Source organism: Pseudomonas silesiensis (assembly GCF_001661075.1).
GTDB classification, from domain to species: Bacteria; Pseudomonadota; Gammaproteobacteria; order Pseudomonadales; family Pseudomonadaceae; genus Aquipseudomonas; species Aquipseudomonas silesiensis.
This window is the reverse complement of the sequence record NZ_CP014870.1, coordinates 6,455,708-6,471,569: the sequence shown is the minus strand read 5'-3', so window position 1 is coordinate 6,471,569 and position 15,862 is coordinate 6,455,708. Positions and strand designations below refer to the sequence as shown.

Below are 15,862 nucleotides of genomic sequence, written 5' to 3'. Positions count from 1 at the left end.
TTACTTGGCAACAGGCACCTTCATGGACGTAACCAATGAGCGATTCCCTGCATACCCACAAGCCCGATGCCGCAGACGATTGCTGCAGCAGCAAACTCAAGCCCGTTCCTCAGCATGTGCATGGCGCTCATGGTGATGCCTGCTGTTCGTCTGCAGCAGCGGCGCCTGCGCTGGTCCAATTGAGCGAAGCGCCGACCGCCGACGCGCGGCTGAGCAGTTTCCGTATCGAGGCAATGGACTGTCCGACCGAACAGTCGCTGATCCAGAACAGGTTGGGCAAACTGGCGGGTGTGCAACAGCTTGAATTCAACTTGATCAACCGCGTGTTGGGGGTGACCCATAACCTGCCGGACACCGCGCCGATCATCGACGCGATCAAGTCGCTGGGCATGCAGGCCGAGCCGCTGGAGGAGGGCGTGGATGCGCCGGCACCGACTCCCGGGAAAAAGCCCTGGTGGCCGTTGGCGCTGTCCGGTGTCACCGCAGTTTTTGCCGAGGTGATCCACTTCACCAGTGCCGCACCCGACTGGGTGGTGGCCGTCATTGCGCTGGTCTCGATCCTCAGCGGCGGCCTCGGTACCTATAAGAAGGGCTGGATTGCGCTCAAAAACCTCAACCTGAACATCAATGCGCTGATGAGCATTGCGGTGACTGGCGCAATCCTGATCGGCCAGTGGCCAGAAGCGGCGATGGTGATGTTCCTGTTTACCGTGGCCGAGCTGATCGAAGCCAGGTCGCTGGACCGGGCACGCAATGCCATCAGCGGCCTGATGCAAATGACCCCGGAACAGGCCACCGTGCAGCAGGCCGATGGCAGCTGGGTAACGCAGGACGTCAAAACCATCGAGCTGGGTACGAGAGTGCGAGTGCGTCCCGGCGAGCGAATCGGTCTGGACGGCGAAGTGGTTTCGGGCAGTTCGACCATCGACCAGGCGCCGATCACCGGCGAAAGCCTGCCGGTCGAGAAGGCCATTGGCGACAAGGTGTTCGCCGGCACCATCAATCAGTCGGGTTCCCTGGAATACGCAGTGACTGCCGCAGCCAACCATTCGACCCTGGCGCGAATCATCCACGCCGTCGAACAGGCCCAGGGCGCGCGGGCGCCCACCCAGCGTTTCGTCGACATATTCTCGACAATCTACACACCGGCCGTGTTCGTCCTGGCCTTGGCTGTGGCCGTCATTCCGCCGCTGTTCATGGGGGCGTTGTGGTTCGACTGGATCTACCGCGCCCTGGTGTTGCTGGTGGTCGCTTGCCCCTGCGCACTGGTGATTTCCACCCCCGTGACCATCGTCAGCGGCCTCGCGGCGGCGGCGCGCAAAGGGATCCTGGTCAAGGGTGGCGTGTATCTGGAGGGCGGTTACAAGCTTGACTACCTGGCCCTGGACAAGACTGGCACCCTGACTCACGGCAAGCCGGTGCAAACCGATTATGTGTCTCTCGATCCGACCGCCGACGAATCGGCCCCGGCCATTGCCGCGGCGCTGGCCGGTCGCTCGGATCACCCGGTGTCGATGGCCATCGCCAATGCAGCTGTGGATAAACCCTCTGCGCCATTGATTGTGGATAACTTCGAGGCACTCGGCGGCCGGGGTGTGCGCGGCGAGATCAACGGTCAGACCTACCACTTGGGCAACCACCGACTGGTGGAGGATTTAGGCCTGTGCTCGCCTGCGCTGGAAGAGCAGCTGTTCGCCCTGGAAAAACAGGGTAAATCCGTGGTGCTGTTGCTCGACAAATCCGGCCCGCTGGCACTGTTCGCGGTGGCGGACACGGTGAAGGCATCCAGCCGCGAAGCCATCCAGCAACTGCATGACCTGGGCGTCAAAACCCTGATGCTCACCGGCGACAACGTTCACACCGCCCAGGCCATTGCCGCGCAAGTCGGTATCGATCAGGCCCGAGGCGATCTACTGCCAACGGACAAGCTGCAAGCCATCGAAGCGCTGTATGCGCAGGGTCATAGAGTGGGCATGGTCGGCGACGGCATCAATGACGCTCCGGCACTGGCCCGCGCCGAGATCGGTTTCGCCATGGCCGCCGCGGGCACCGATACCGCCATCGAGACCGCTGATGTTGCCTTGATGGACGATGATCTGCGCAAGATCCCGGCCTTCATCCGTTTGTCCCGTCAGACTTCGCGCATTCTGAAGCAGAACATTGCCCTGGCATTGGTGATCAAGGCGATCTTTCTTGGGGTAACCTTCGCCGGGATCGCCACCATGTGGATGGCGGTGTTTGCCGACATGGGCGTGAGCCTGCTGGTGGTGTTCAACGGTTTGCGCCTGTTGCGCAAATAAACTATGAGGGAAGGCTGTGCTGAGTGCCGAGCTGAAGGCGTTTTACATGGTTGCCCGCCTGGGCAGCATAACCCTGGCGGCAAAAAAGCTTGGCCTTAGCCAACCCACTGTGACCACCCAGATACGCAATCTGGAAAGTCAGTACTCGGTAGAACTGTTTTACCGCGGCGGCCGCCGCCTGAGCCTCAGCGATGAAGGCGCGCGGTTGCTGCCGATGGTCAAGGCGCTGTTGCAGCAAGAGGCCGATATCGAATTCTTTCTGCGCAATAGCGGTCAGGTTCAGGGCACGTTGCGCATCGCCGCCACTGCACCGTATTACATTCTCGATCTGGTGAAGACCTTTCGCGAGCGCTTGCCGCAGGTGGAAGTGTCGGTGGAAATCGGCAATTCCCAGCAAGTGCTCGAGGCGCTTGAGGATTATCGGGTGGATGTCGCGGCGTCCTCGCAGTTGCTCGAGGATGCGCGCCTGATTCGCCGGGTGCTCGGCAGCGATCCGCTGGTGTTGGCGGTGCATCGCAATCATCCGCTGGCGGTTCACGATCATGTGCCGCTGACGGCGTTGGCCGGGCATACCCTGTTGATGCGGGAGTCGGGCTCGACCACGCGACGGTTGACTGAAGAGTTGCTGACCAGCGCCGGAGTGAGTTTCGGGCCGTTGCTGGAGATTGGCAGCCGTGAATCGATCCGTGAAGCGGTGTTGCGCAACATCGGGATCAGCATCATCGCCCGGCAGGAAGTGCCCCATGATCCACAATTGCGGGTGTTGACCATCGAGAATGCGCCGCAGATTCCTGAGTATTTGTATTGCCTCAAGGAGCGCAAGGGCGCGCGGTTACCGGCTGCGTTTCTGGGGTTGGCGCAGGAAATGGCGCCAGTCTGAAATCTTCAGTGCCTGCACGGGCCTAATCGCGGCGGTGCGGCGATCCGACAAGCCCGCTCCCACAGGGTTCGGTGGCGAGCGCCAGATTTGTGAACACCACCGAACCCTGTGGGAGCGGGCTTGCCCGCGAAGGCGTCGGTCCAGGCAACCTATAACCCAGCCCAACTCAAATCCACGAATACCACTATCAGCCATTTTTGCCTCACTGCCACATGACGTACGCATTACCTCCCTAGGATGGCCTTCATCTGCTTGATGAGGCCTGTTCATGAACCACTCGATCGCAACTGCCCTGACCAACCCCGGCGCCCCGATGAAAGTGCGCGGCGTGCAGAAGCGCTTCGGCGCCTTCACCGCGCTGGATAACGTGTCCATCGACGTGGCGGCCGGTGAGCTGGTGTGTCTGCTCGGTCCGTCGGGCTGCGGCAAAACCACGTTGCTGCGCTGCATCGCCGGCCTTGAACAGCAGGACAGCGGTGAGTTGTATCTCGGTGACCGCGACGTTTCCCGCCTGGCACCTCAGGCCCGGGACTACGGCATTCTGTTCCAGTCCTACGCGCTATTCCCCAATCTCACGGTCGAAGCGAACATTGCCTACGGCCTCGCCGGCAGTGGTCGAGACGAAGTGCGCAAGCGAGTCGGTCAGATGCTGGAGTTGGTCGGCCTGATCGGCAGCGAAAAGAAATTCCCGGGCCAATTGTCCGGCGGCCAACAGCAACGCGTTGCCCTGGCACGGGCCTTGGCGCCGGCACCGTCCCTGTTGTTGCTGGATGAGCCAATGTCGGCACTGGACGCCCGGGTCCGCGAGCATCTGTGCACCGAATTGCGCCAGCTGCAGCGCAACCTTGGCATCACCACCCTGATGGTTACCCACAATCAGGACGAAGCCATGCTGATGGCCGACCGCATCGCCGTGATGAACAACGGCAAGGTCGAGCAATACGCCACGCCGCAGGAAATCTACGACCGACCGGCCACACCCTTTGTGGCGGAGTTTGTCGGCCAAGGCAACTGGCTGCCGTTCAGCCGCAGCAGCGACAGCCATGCGCAGGTCGGCGGGATGAACATGCGCCTGGCCGAAGGCAGCGCCAAAGCCGCCTCGGGTCGCCTGTTCTGCCGCCCGGAAGCCATCAACGTCAACCCGCCGGTGCATGAAGAAAACCTGTTCCCGGCCAAGGTCCGCGAGATCACCTTCCTCGGTAACCGCTGCCGCATGAGTTTTGAGCTCGATCAGCTGCCAGGCCATGCGTTGCTGGCGGAGCTGGCGCCGGAAGCCATGCCGCGTCTGGGGGCGCAGCAGATCATGGTGGCCTTGCCTCCACACAGCCTGCAGGTGTTTGCCTGATGAGCGTGAACATCGCGCTGCCGATGCCGCACAAGCAGGTTCGGCAGGCTTCCCGTGCCGAGATCGGCGACCGGGTGTTCGTGGTCGGCGGCAAAATTCTTTTGTTGGTATTGCTCGGCATTGCGGTACTGATGCCGTTGCTGGCGATCTTCTGGCGCGGCTTCAGCCCGGAAGCCGGGCAGGGCGGTGGTCTGGTCGCCGCCCGCGAATTGGTGACCAGTGCCAACTTCCACTGGCTGCTGGGCAATAGCCTCAAGGTTTCCCTCAGCGTCGCGGCGATTGTCGTACCCCTGGCTTACCTGTTTGCCTACGCCTTGCAACGCACATTGATTCCCGGCAAGGGCATCTGGCGCGGGATGTCACTGTTGCCCCTGATGGCGCCGTCGATGCTGCCGGGGATTGCACTGGTTTATCTGTTCGGCAACCAGGGCATGCTGCGCGGTTTGCTCTCGGACAACATCTACGGCTTCTGGGGCATTGTGCTGGGCGAGGTCATCTACACCTTCCCCCATGCCTTGATGATTTTGCTGTCGGCCCTGTCCCTGGCGGATGCACGACTGTTCGATGCCGCTTCCAGCATGGGCGCCAGTCCTGCAAAAGCTTTTCGCAGCATCACCTGGCCGGCGACGCGTCAGGCGGTGTTCGCCGCGTTCTGTCTGGTGTTCACCCTGACCATCACCGACTTCGGCGTGCCCGTAGTGGTGGGTGGCGACTATCAGGTGCTGGCGCTGGAAGCCTACAAAGCCGTGGTCGGCCAGCAACAATTCGGTCGCGGCGCCTTGATCGGCATGGTCCTGCTGTTGCCGGCGCTGTTCAGCTTCAGTGTCGATGCCTGGCTGCGTCGACGTCACGGCGATTCCATGAGCGGTCGGGCGCAAGTCTTTCAGCCGGCACCGTCGAAACTGCGCGACGGTTGCTACTTGGCCATCGTGGTCCTGATCTGTGCAGTATTGCTGCTGGTATTCGGCATGGCGGTGTTCTCGTCGCTGGTCAAATTCTGGCCGTACAACCTGTCGCTGTCGCTCAACCATTACCAGTTCAACGACACGGCCGGCGGTGGCTGGCTGGCCTATGGCAACAGCGTGAAGATGGCGTTGTGCACGGCGTTGATCGGCAGCGTGCTGATCTTCACCGGCGCCTATCTGATGGAAAAAACCAAGGGCCAGCGTGGGCTGAATCTGACACTGCGCATGCTCAGTTTCGTACCAATGGCAGTGCCGGGCCTGGTGCTGGGCCTGGGTTACGTCTTCTTTTTCAACCTGACCGGCAACCCGTTGCATGTGCTCTACGGGACCATGACCCTGCTGGTGGTCTGCACCATTGCGCACTATCTGACCACCGCGCAAATGACCGCCACCACCGCGCTGCGCCAGCTCGACGCCGAGTTCGAGGCCGCCGCGCTGTCGCTCAAGGCCCCGCTGTATCGGCACTACCTGCGCGTGACGGTACCGATTTGCCTGCCGGCGCTGCTGGACATCGTGCGCTACCTGTTCGTTTCGGCCATGACCACCGTCTCGGCAGCGATCTTCCTCTACAGCCCGGACACCATCCTCGCGGCGGTCGCGGTGCTGAACATGGACGACGCCGGCAACGTCGGCGGCGCGGCGGCCATGTCGACCCTGATTCTGTTCACTTCGGCGGGCGTGTCCCTGCTGCTGGCGTGGGCTTCGCGCGGCTTGCTGCGCCGCTCCCAAGCCTGGCGGCAGACCGCGCCCGGCCATTGATTCATACCTTCAACTCACACAGGAATTGCACCATGTTCAAGCCTTTGGCCCTGGCCGCTGCTGTCCTCACCGCTTTCAGCCTGAACGCTTTCGCGGCGAAAACCGAGTTGACGGTGTACACCGCCCTCGAAGCCGAACAACTGAAGACCTACAAGCAAGCCTTCGAAAAGGCCAACCCGGACGTCGAGATCAAGTGGGTGCGCGATTCCACCGGCATCATCACCGCCAAGCTGCTGGCCGAAAAAGCCCGCCCGCAAGCTGACGCGGTCTGGGGCCTGGCGGCGTCGAGCCTGGCGATCCTTGATCAGCAAGGCATGCTGCAAAGCTATGCACCGCAGGACCTGGGCAAGATCGGCGTCAACTACCGCGACGCCGCCAATCCGCCGGCCTGGGTCGGCATGGACGTGTGGGCAGCGACTATTTGCTTCAACACTATCGAAGCTGAAAAGCAGGGTCTGAGCAAACCGGTGAGCTGGCAGGACCTGACCAAGCCTGAGTACAAAGGCAAGATCGTCATGCCTAACCCTGCGTCGTCCGGCACCGGTTTCCTCGACGTCAGTGCCTGGTTGCAAACCTTTGGCGAGAAACAGGGCTGGCAGTACATGGACGACCTGCACCAGAACATCGGCCAGTACGTTCACTCCGGCTCCAAACCTTGCAAGCTGGCGGCTTCGGGTGAATTCCCGATTGGTATTTCCTTTGAATACCCGGCTGTTCAGTTGAAACGCCAGGGCGCGCCGCTGGACATCATCCTGCCGAAAGAGGGCCTGGGCTGGGAGATCGAAGCCACTGCAGTGATCAAGGGTACGCCGCATGAAGAGGCGGCGAAAAAACTGGCGGATTTCTCTGCGAGCCCGGCGGCGATGGAGCTTTATAAAGAAAACTTCGCGGTCCTCGCGCAGCCAGGGATTGCCAAGCCGCAGACTGAATTGCCGGCGGATTATGAGCAGCGTTTGATCAAGAACGACTTTGCCTGGGCGTCGAAGAATCGCGATGAAATCCTGGCTGAGTGGCGCAAGCGGTATGACGGCAAGTCGGAGAAAGTGGCTGCCAAGTAAAATTTTTGTTGGCTGACAGGCCCTCATCGCGAGCAAGCTCGCTCCCACAGGGGCCGTGGTGTTCACAAAACCTGTGGGAGCGAGCCTGCTCGCGATGGCGGTCTATAGTTCAAAACGACATTCACGTCATAGGAGACATCTGATGCACCGCAACGAACAAGTGGTTGCCAAGGTGTTCGAGCTGTACGAGCGTTTCGGCGCCGATGACTACATCGGCGAACCGGTGTCGCAGATCGAGCACATGTCCCAGGCGGCCGAACGGGCCATGGCCGAAGGCTATGATGACGAAGTGGTGCTGGCGGCGTTCTTTCATGACATTGGCCATATCTGTCCCGCCGAGAATGCCGAAAATATGGGTGGTTTTGGCGTCGTCAGCCATGAACGCCTCGGTGCGGACTACCTGCGGCGCGCAGGCTTCAGCGAGCGGATGGCGCGGCTGGTGGAATACCACGTCCAGGCCAAGCGTTATCTGACGCTCAAAGAGCCCGGGTACTACGAGCGCTTGAGCGAAGCCAGTCGCCGGACCCTGGAATATCAGGGTGGGGTGATGACCGCTGAAGAGGCTGAGGCGTTCGAGCAGGATCCGTTGTGCGAGATCAGCCTGCGGATGCGTCAGTGGGATGAGCAGGCCAAGGAGACGGGAGTGTCGGTGATGGATATGGAGGTGTTGAAGCGCAAGGCTGCAGGTCTCTTGGGCCGCGAGGCATAGAGGATCCATCCTGCTGAAATACCCTACGAAATAAAGAGACTATTCGTGCAGAGAGTTCGAGCGGGAGGGGCTAGCTTGATTGGCCCTTCATCATAGAGATATCTGCATGCGTTATCTGAAAGTAACTGCCCAGGACCGAGGCGGCAACGGCAAGGCCGATACGGTATTCCTGCATTTTTTCGAAGAGAGTAGCGGGGTTGAAGACACGCTCGTACACAAAGCCTATGCGTTGGATGTCAGCGCCGATGGCAAGGTTGATTTCCAGGTCGGCGACGTGAACAACGATGGCAAGGAAAACAGCAGAGACGAGCGACTGCTCAAATCGTTTGCGGACGCCTTTTTGCAGCTCAACTGGTTTAATTCCGGTAATGCCTGGGCACGCTATCTGAAAATTTTCACAGAGGACTTTGCCGCGGATGGTTCGTCAGATACGGTACGCCTGCATTTTCATGAGGGCGTCGGCAAACCCTCGGATCAAAGTATCGTTTACACCGCTTCCGCCTACGACACCGACAATGATGGCAAGCTGGATTGGCTGATCCATTTCGATATGGATAACGACGGTGACCAGGATGCAGTGGATCAGAAGCTCGTCTCTTTGCTGAGCACTACGTATCTGAAATTCAACTGGCGCTGACGGACTGCTGCTTCAAAGCTGGTGCGCCAACACCTCAACCTGCTCCTGTCTTTCCGCCTGATTCAGCTTCGGATGAGGATTGAGCGACGACCACTGCGGATGCGCGCGGGCCTTGTTCAGGGCTTCGGGCAGTTTGCCTTCGCGCCAGGTCTTGTCCTGTGGCGTGGCGACCTGAATGCTGTCCATCGCCGCATGCCCACGCGCGTTCAACGCCTGCAGCAGTTGTCGCTGACGCAACGCCAATAATCGCAGCACGCTGTCATCGACGGTCAGTTCCCGTTGGCCTTTGATCTTGCCCATTAACCGGCTGCCATAGCTGCGCGCAGTTTGCAGGGCGCCGCCGGCAATGGCGCCCGCCAGCGCTGCAGCACCCAGGGTCAATCCGCCGACCAGCAAGTCGACCCCGGCCCCTGCCGCCGCGCCGGCCGCGATACCGCCACCGACCCGCACGCCCAGTTGCTTGAGGGTTTCCGGGTTGAACAGATCATCACCCCAACGGCCATCGAGCAGCGGCAGATCAGTGGCCGACGCGTCCTGCGGGCGAAAGGCGTAGAGCTTGAGCAGCGCTTCGACGCAACGCTGTTCCCGCTGTCGAACGGCTTTGCGCAGCTCGTCGATGGCGCGCTGTTCCTGCTCGGCGTTGCTGATCACGCTACGTCGGCAGGCGGCGCAATCGATCAATAAATCGGCAATCAATTGCGCAGCGCTCTGCTCACGCGCCAGGCGTTGCGCTTGCTGATCGGCGATCAGGCGTTCCAGTTGCCCGCGAGCGTTTTCCAGCAGCAGCGCGAGGCTTTCATAGAGTCGGCGTTCGCCATCCTCCGGCGGGGCCACGCTGTCGAAACGCACCAGTGCGTGCAAACCCAGGCGCGCCAACGCCTCGCGCCAGTCCGGCTCGCGGTGATTGGCGCTGCTGACGAAGTTGAGCACCGGCAGCAACGGTTTGCCGCAGCTGGCCAGCACGGCCAGTTCATCGCGGTACTTGGACAGCACCGGCTCGCGGGCATCGATCACATAGAGGCCGGCGTCGCAGGTCAGCAGTTGCCGCAGCACTTTGGCTTCCTGTTCGAAACGCTGCCGGGCTTCGCTGCCTTCAAGGAATCGTGCCAGGCGTGCCGGGCCGTCGAGGCGTTCGCCAGGGCGCTCCAGGCGTTCGAGGTAGTCGAGCAGGGCGATGGCGTCTTCCAGGCCGGGGGTGTCGAACAGGTCGAGCAAGGGCTCGCCGTCCACCGATAACCGCGCGCCTTCAACGTGACGCGTGGTACTGGGGCGATGGGAGACCTCGCCGAAACCGACATCCCGGGTCAGGGTACGTAGCAGTGACGTTTTGCCGACGTTGGTGTGGCCGACCACAGCGAGCTTCAACGGCGGCTTCCAGGGATTAGTCATGACCGGTCTCTAGCCAGTTCAGCGGCGCGCTGTCGGCGAACGGCAGTTCCAGCTGTTGCAACGCCACATGCCAGTCGCCAAGGCGCGCGGCATCCAGCGCTTCGCCGGGCGGCGCTGGCAGCAGCCAGACGCGGGTGGCGCTGGCGCCGCGAGCCAGTTCGGCGATCAGGGCCAGGCTGCCGCGATCCGGCGAACGACGTGGATCGCAAGCGATAGCCAGGCGTGCAGGGGGAAATCGACTCAGCTGCTCGAGCAGTTTGTGCCGGGATTCGCGGCTGTCGAGGATGCCTGCGTTGCTCACGGTTTTCGGCAGTTGTGGCGGCCACTGGCGTTGATCGTCCAGCTCGATCGCCACCAGCAACGCGCCATCGCTCGGCAGGTCACTGCTGCCGTTTTCAATCTGATGCAGGTGTTCCGGGGCGGCATCGCTGATGCCCAGGCGTTCGCTGGTGGGCATCAGCCGCTCGCGCAATTGGGCGTAGCCAGGCAGGTTCAAATCCAGATGCAATCGTGCCTGGCCGGTTTTCCAGCGCCACCGGCAGAACCACGCCAGAAGCAGACGCGGAAATACACCGTAGACCAGCAGCACCCCCACCAGCCATGCCGCCCAGGCCTGGCGGGCGCTTTCGATATTCAGCGCGGCATCGCCACTGGCGCGGATCATTTCCACGGTGGGCACGCTGAAACCGAGCAGGGCCGGTAAGGCGCCGAGGGCTTGGGTCATGGCGACGAAGGTCTCGCCACCGAGGATAGTGGTTTCCCAGACGAAGCCGTAACGCCGGGTCGCCATCAGCATCAGCAGAATCACCAAGGCACTGAGCATCGCCAGTAACCACAAACCGTTGACCAGCAAACCGAGCGCCCAGCGATTGAGTTTCTGTCGTTGCAGTAGCAGCAGCAGGGCCGGCGCCAGTTGCGCAGCCTTGGCATCGCGGGCGAGTTTTTCACTCAGCCACAGCCACACGCGTCCCAGCGTTGCGCCGTGTTCACCGGCAAACACCAGGCCCAGCGCCCAGCTCAGCAACAGAATCAGGTTCAGCCCGAGCAGACTGCCCAGGGCCCAGAACACATTCACCGGCGTCTGCCCGTCACCCAGCGCCGCAAATGCCAGGCCTGCGCCGCTGATCACGGCCAGCACCGCCATGACGATCAGCGCCAGTCGTGCACCTTGCAGCCAGTGCTGGAGAGCGTTGGTCAGCCCGTCACGCTCGGCCAGCCACAAGGCCCGGTGTTGAATCCGGGTCGGCAGGTCGCCGCCCGCGGTACGGGCCAGTCGATTGGCTTCCAGATCATCCAGGGGGCCGGCGTGTTCTTCGCGCAGGCGAATGGTTTCCGTCAGCCAGAGGTTATTCAGTTCAGTCACGCGCCATCCCGTCGCTCAATTGAGTCGTGAGCATAACCGCTGTGACGCTTATCGGGGTACGGGAGGCTCTGGTATCCTCGCCGGCATGACTAAATCACTTCCCCTCAGCCTGATTGCAGCCCTCGGTGAAAACCGTGTGATCGGCGTCGACAACAGCATGCCCTGGCACTTGCCGGGGGACTTCAAATACTTCAAGGCCACCACCCTCGGCAAGCCGATCATCATGGGCCGCAAGACCTGGGATTCCCTCGGTCGCCCGCTGCCGGGCCGGTTGAACATCGTGGTCAGCCGTCAGGCGGACCTGGTGCTGGAAGGCGCCGAGGTTTATCCATCGCTGGAGGCCGCCATTGTCCGCGCACAAGCATGGGCGAACGAGCAGGGCGTCGATGAGGTGATGTTGATTGGCGGGGCGCAGTTGTATGCGCAGGGATTGGCGCAGGCGGATCGGTTGTATTTGACGCGTGTGGCGTTGAGTCCGGAAGGGGATGCGTGGTTTCCGGAGGTTGATTCGGGGCAGTGGAAGCTGGTTTCCAACATCGAAAATCCGGCTGTGGATGACAAGCCGGCCTACCACTTCGAAGTCTGGGAAAAAGCCTAAAAGCTTCGCGGGCAAGCCTCGCTCCTACGGGGGTTGTTTCGTACGCCAAATCGCGAACGGCTCAATACCCGTAGGAGCGAGGCTTGCCCGCGAAGAGGCCCGCTCAGGCAATGAAAATCTTAAGCCTGAGCCAACGCCCCATGCTCATCTGCACCCAGCAACTCTCTATCCGTCTGCTGCATCACCTGGCTGGTAATCGCCCCCGCCGCAATCGACCCGCTGACATTCAACGCCGTACGCCCCATATCAATCAGCGGCTCGACCGAAATCAGCAACGCCACCAATGACACCGGCAACCCCATCGCCGGCAACACGATCAACGCGGCAAACGTCGCACCACCACCCACTCCGGCCACCCCGGCCGAGCTCAGCGTCACAATCGCCACCAGGGTCGCGATCCACAGCGGATCCAGCGGATTGATGCCCACGGTCGGCGCCACCATCACCGCCAACATCGCCGGGTACAGACCGGCGCAGCCGTTCTGGCCAATGGTCGCGCCGAACGAGGCGGCGAAACTGGCGATGGACTGTGGAATGCCCAGGCGGCTGGTCTGCGCTTCGATGCTCAGCGGAATGGTCGCGGCGCTCGAACGGCTGGTGAAGGCAAACGTCAGCACCGGCCAGATCTTGCGGAAGAAGCGCAACGGGTTGATCCCGGCGGCCGATACCAGCAGTCCATGCACCACAAACATCAGGCCCAGACCGATATAAGACACCACGACAAAACTGCCGAGCTTAATGATGTCCTGCAGGTTGGAACCGGCTACCACCTTGGTCATCAGCGCCAATACACCGTACGGCGTCAATTTCATCACCAGGCGCACCAGACGCATCACCCAGGCTTGCAGGGTGTCGATGGCGTTGATCACTTTCTGACCTTTCTCAACGTCATCCTTGAGCAGTTGCAGCGCCGCGACCCCGAGGAACGCAGCGAAGATCACCACGCTGATGATCGAAGTCGGCTTGGCCCGCGCCAAGTCGGCGAACGGATTTTGCGGGATGAACGACAGCAACAGCTGCGGCACATTCAGGTCCGCGACCTTGCCGGCATAGTCGGTCTGGATCGTTTGCAGCCGGGCTATTTCCTGAGTGCCGGCGACCAGGCCTTCGGCGGTCAGGCCAAACAGGTTGGTCAAGCCGATACCGATCAGCGCGGCGATGGCGGTGGTGAACAACAGCGTGCCGATGGTCAGGAAACTGATTTTGCCCAGCGACGAAGCGTTGTGCAGACGGGCCACGGCACTGAGGATCGAGGCGAACACCAGCGGGATCACGATCATTTGCAGCAACTGCACATAACCGTTGCCCACCAGGTCGAACCAGCCGATCGAGGCCTTCAGCACCGGGTTGCCGGCACCGTAAATCGTGTGCAACGCGACACCGAAACCCACGCCCAGCGTCAGCGCCAGCAGGACTTTTTTCGCCAGGCTCCAAGTGGTGTGGCGGGTTTGTGCCAGACCGAACAGTAAGGCGAGGAACACCAGCAGATTGAGGATCAGCGGCAGATTCATGAAAACTCCGATAAAGACTTGTGCCAGCCACCTTCCGGGGCAGCTGCGAACCGGCAATCCTAACAGCTTGATATCTAATGAATTAATATCAAAAAAGTCTGAATACTGTCGTTTTTGGAATAAGAAGATGTCGCTTTCAGGAATGCGGCTGACGCGATAGGCACGTTGGCGGTCGCTGACAGGCGAGGAGTGTCACACTTATTTGTTAGCGTCGATCTCTTTGAATCAGGGAGATTTGACGATGAGATTTGCACCGAAACTTCTGGTTGCAGCACTTTGCCTGGGCCTTGTCGGCCAGGCACTCGCCACGGATCTGAAACACTGGCCAGCTGATCAGGCCAAGGCGCTGGACGCGATGATTGCCGCCAACGCCAACAAGGGCAACTACGCGGTGTTCGACATGGACAACACCAGTTACCGCTACGACCTTGAAGAGTCGTTGCTGCCGTTCATGGAAAACAAGGGCCTTATCACCCGCGACAAACTCGATCCCTCCCTGAAACTGATTCCGTTCAAAGACACCGCCGAACACAAGGAAAGCCTGTTCAGCTACTACTATCGCCTCTGCGAACTTGACGACATGGTCTGCTATCCATGGGTCGCCCAAGTGTTCTCCGGCTTCACGCTCAAGGAGCTCAAGGGCTATGTCGACGAGCTGATGGCGTCCGGCAAACCGGTGCCAAGCACCTATTACGAAGGCGACGTAGTCAAGACCATCGACGTCAACCCGCCGAAGATCTTCACTGGCCAGAAAGAGCTCTACGCCAAGCTGATGGAGAACGGCATCGAGGTCTACGTGATGACCGCCGCCTCCGAAGAACTGGTGCGCATGGTCGCGTCTGATCCCCAGTATGGCTACAACGTCAAGCCGCAGAACGTGATCGGCGTGACCATGCTGCTCAAGGACACCAAGACCGGCGAGCTGACCACGGCGCGCAAGCAGATCACTGCCGGCAAGTATGACGAGAAGGCCAACCTCGGCCTCGAACTGACCCCCTACCTGTGGACCCCGGCAACCTGGATGGCCGGCAAGCAGGCGGCGATCCTGACGTACATCGACGAGTGGAAAAAACCGGTGCTGGTGGGCGGCGATACCCCGAGCAGCGATGGTTACATGCTGTTCCACAGTGTTGACGTGGCGAAGGGTGGCATCCACTTGTGGGTCAACCGAAAGGACAAATACATGACCCAGATCCAAGGCATGATGGCCAAGAACGCCGCGGCCCAGGCCAAGGAAGGGTTGCCGGTGACGGCGGACAAGAACTGGGTGATCGTCACACCGCAAGAAATCCAGTAAGGGGTTAGATTCACTGTAGGAGCGAGCTTGCTCCGGGCGGCGTTCCGACGATGGTCGTTAACGATAACGCGTGCTGTCTGATTTAACGCGGCGTCCTTGCGTTCATCGCGAGCAAGCTCGCTCCCACAGGATCTCAGGTGACACAGACATTGTGTGCATACCAAAGATCCCCTGTGGGAGCGAGCTTGCTCGCGATGAGGCCAGTCGGTGCAATGAAAACCTCTGTTTGATCAACTTTCTTCCTACAGTCGCAACCTGCACGTTCTTGCGTAAGGGACTACGACTACTTCAGAATTCGCCGACTTGTGCCTCTTACTCTCGGACTCTACCGTCTACCAGTCGCTGAACATCAGCGATCGGGTTTGGTAGCCCGGCTGTGTAGGGTGCAAAGCATCATGATTTGCAGACGTTCTTGCGTCTCTGCTTTTTATGGTGGTCATGCACAGGGCGCTTTCGGGCGCGCCGGTTTCCTTACACCCCGGTCTACCAACCTGCGCATGGCCGCCACCTTTCGTTTGGTAGCGAGGGTGATGGCTCCTTGTCTTATGGTGTGAGGAGTTTTATTTATGCTCAAAATTACCCCTGATCCGCCGGATACCGACAACCTGTCCGCCCACATCAACGCCACCCCGCGCAAACCCAGCCGAACATTCGTCATCGCACCGGGCCTCGACACCGAAACCCTGTTGGCCCACGCCTGCGAATCCCTCGCCTCGGCCAATGTCATGGCCAGTGATTTCGCCGGACAGCTGGAGGGCTCTCAACGCAGCACGATGCTGGGAATTGCCCAGGTCATCATGCTGGGCGAGCTGGCAGTGAACCAGGCGCTGGATAAACTCGACCCGCAGGATTAACGCAAAACATCGTCAGAGACGATGCTTACTGTAGGAGCGAGCTTGCTCGCGATGGACGTCAACGATGACGCGGGCAGTCTGAATGCCCGCATTGTCTGGAAGTCCATCGCGAGCAAGCTCGCTCCTACAAGAGATAGACGCAAACAAAAATGCCCCGCACGTGGCGGGGCATTCCCTCGCTTTATCGCCAGCATACC

General features: G+C 60.7%; 13 protein-coding genes. 10 read left to right on the top strand and 3 right to left on the bottom strand.

The features are described from left to right. Nucleotides 1–35: 35 nt before the first annotated feature. The 7 genes from PMA3_RS28730 (at nt 36) to PMA3_RS28700 (ending at nt 8,653) form a co-directional block, all read left to right on the top strand. The gene (locus PMA3_RS28730) at nt 36–2,300 is read left to right on the top strand and encodes a heavy metal translocating P-type ATPase (RefSeq protein ID WP_064680299.1); all 2,265 of its coding nucleotides are present in this window, start codon (nt 36–38) and stop codon (nt 2,298–2,300) included. Nucleotides 2,301–2,316: 16 nt separating this feature from the next. Continuing rightward, nucleotides 2,317–3,180: a LysR family transcriptional regulator gene (locus PMA3_RS28725; RefSeq protein ID WP_064680298.1), complete on the top strand. Its 864-nt coding sequence runs from the start codon at nt 2,317–2,319 to the stop codon at nt 3,178–3,180. A 268-nt stretch (nt 3,181–3,448) separates the two neighbouring features. Continuing rightward, nucleotides 3,449–4,525 (top strand): putative 2-aminoethylphosphonate ABC transporter ATP-binding protein, encoded by a 1,077-nt coding sequence (locus PMA3_RS28720; protein WP_064680297.1) that lies wholly within the window; start codon nt 3,449–3,451, stop codon nt 4,523–4,525. Then, complete coding sequence (locus tag PMA3_RS28715) at nt 4,525–6,249, top strand: putative 2-aminoethylphosphonate ABC transporter permease subunit (RefSeq protein ID WP_064680296.1); 1,725 nt, start codon at nt 4,525–4,527, stop codon at nt 6,247–6,249. The genes PMA3_RS28720 and PMA3_RS28715 overlap by 1 nt, the downstream gene beginning before the upstream one ends. Nucleotides 6,250–6,281: 32 nt before the next feature. Then, a complete protein-coding gene (locus PMA3_RS28710) occupies nt 6,282–7,307 on the top strand; it encodes a putative 2-aminoethylphosphonate ABC transporter substrate-binding protein (RefSeq protein WP_064680295.1) in 1,026 nt (341 codons plus the stop codon). Between the two features lie 142 nt (nt 7,308–7,449). Next, on the top strand, nt 7,450–8,016 hold the full coding sequence (locus tag PMA3_RS28705) for a phosphonate degradation HD-domain oxygenase (RefSeq protein ID WP_064680294.1): 567 nt from the start codon (nt 7,450–7,452) through the stop codon (nt 8,014–8,016). A 106-nt stretch (nt 8,017–8,122) separates the two neighbouring features. Then, nucleotides 8,123–8,653 (top strand): hypothetical protein, encoded by a 531-nt coding sequence (locus PMA3_RS28700; protein ID WP_064680293.1) that lies wholly within the window; start codon nt 8,123–8,125, stop codon nt 8,651–8,653. 12 nt (nt 8,654–8,665) lie between these two features. Here the strand turns inward: PMA3_RS28700 and PMA3_RS28695 are convergent, their stop codons facing one another. Beyond that, complete coding sequence (locus tag PMA3_RS28695; protein WP_064680292.1) at nt 8,666–10,042, bottom strand: GTPase/DUF3482 domain-containing protein; 1,377 nt, start codon at nt 10,040–10,042, stop codon at nt 8,666–8,668. Continuing rightward, nucleotides 10,035–11,405 (bottom strand): DUF2868 domain-containing protein, encoded by a 1,371-nt coding sequence (locus PMA3_RS28690; protein ID WP_064680291.1) that lies wholly within the window; start codon nt 11,403–11,405, stop codon nt 10,035–10,037. The genes PMA3_RS28695 and PMA3_RS28690 overlap by 8 nt, the downstream gene beginning before the upstream one ends. A gap of 85 nt (nt 11,406–11,490) precedes the next feature. Here PMA3_RS28690 and PMA3_RS28685 point away from each other — a divergent pair, with 85 nt between their 5' ends. Then, nucleotides 11,491–12,003, top strand: coding sequence for a dihydrofolate reductase (locus PMA3_RS28685; RefSeq protein ID WP_064680290.1), 513 nt, complete (start codon nt 11,491–11,493; stop codon nt 12,001–12,003). 119 nt (nt 12,004–12,122) lie between these two features. On the opposite strand, the gene PMA3_RS28680 is transcribed toward PMA3_RS28685, so the two are convergent. Continuing rightward, nucleotides 12,123–13,514, bottom strand: coding sequence for an L-cystine transporter (locus tag PMA3_RS28680; protein ID WP_064680289.1), 1,392 nt, complete (start codon nt 13,512–13,514; stop codon nt 12,123–12,125). A gap of 241 nt (nt 13,515–13,755) precedes the next feature. Here PMA3_RS28680 and PMA3_RS28675 point away from each other — a divergent pair, with 241 nt between their 5' ends. After that, a complete protein-coding gene (locus PMA3_RS28675) occupies nt 13,756–14,811 on the top strand; it encodes an HAD family hydrolase (protein WP_064680288.1) in 1,056 nt (351 codons plus the stop codon). A gap of 566 nt (nt 14,812–15,377) precedes the next feature. Next, nucleotides 15,378–15,665: a DUF6124 family protein gene (locus PMA3_RS28670; protein ID WP_064680287.1), complete on the top strand. Its 288-nt coding sequence runs from the start codon at nt 15,378–15,380 to the stop codon at nt 15,663–15,665. Nucleotides 15,666–15,862 lie beyond the last annotated feature (197 nt).

Excerpts from the sequence above, each read along its gene's own strand:
- PMA3_RS28730 (WP_064680299.1), top strand. The coding sequence starts at position 36 with ATGAGCGATTCCCTGCATACCCACAAGCCCGATGCCGCAGACGATTGC.
- PMA3_RS28720 (WP_064680297.1), top strand. The coding sequence starts at position 3,449 with ATGAACCACTCGATCGCAACTGCCCTGACCAACCCCGGCGCCCCGATG.
- PMA3_RS28715 (WP_064680296.1), top strand. The coding sequence starts at position 4,525 with ATGAGCGTGAACATCGCGCTGCCGATGCCGCACAAGCAGGTTCGGCAG.
- PMA3_RS28710 (WP_064680295.1), top strand. The coding sequence starts at position 6,282 with ATGTTCAAGCCTTTGGCCCTGGCCGCTGCTGTCCTCACCGCTTTCAGC.
- PMA3_RS28705 (WP_064680294.1), top strand. The coding sequence starts at position 7,450 with ATGCACCGCAACGAACAAGTGGTTGCCAAGGTGTTCGAGCTGTACGAG.
- PMA3_RS28700 (WP_064680293.1), top strand. The coding sequence starts at position 8,123 with ATGCGTTATCTGAAAGTAACTGCCCAGGACCGAGGCGGCAACGGCAAG.
- PMA3_RS28695 (WP_064680292.1), bottom strand. The coding sequence starts at position 10,042 with ATGACTAATCCCTGGAAGCCGCCGTTGAAGCTCGCTGTGGTCGGCCAC.
- PMA3_RS28685 (WP_064680290.1), top strand. The coding sequence starts at position 11,491 with ATGACTAAATCACTTCCCCTCAGCCTGATTGCAGCCCTCGGTGAAAAC.
- PMA3_RS28680 (WP_064680289.1), bottom strand. The coding sequence starts at position 13,514 with ATGAATCTGCCGCTGATCCTCAATCTGCTGGTGTTCCTCGCCTTACTG.
- PMA3_RS28675 (WP_064680288.1), top strand. The coding sequence starts at position 13,756 with ATGAGATTTGCACCGAAACTTCTGGTTGCAGCACTTTGCCTGGGCCTT.
- PMA3_RS28670 (WP_064680287.1), top strand. The coding sequence starts at position 15,378 with ATGCTCAAAATTACCCCTGATCCGCCGGATACCGACAACCTGTCCGCC.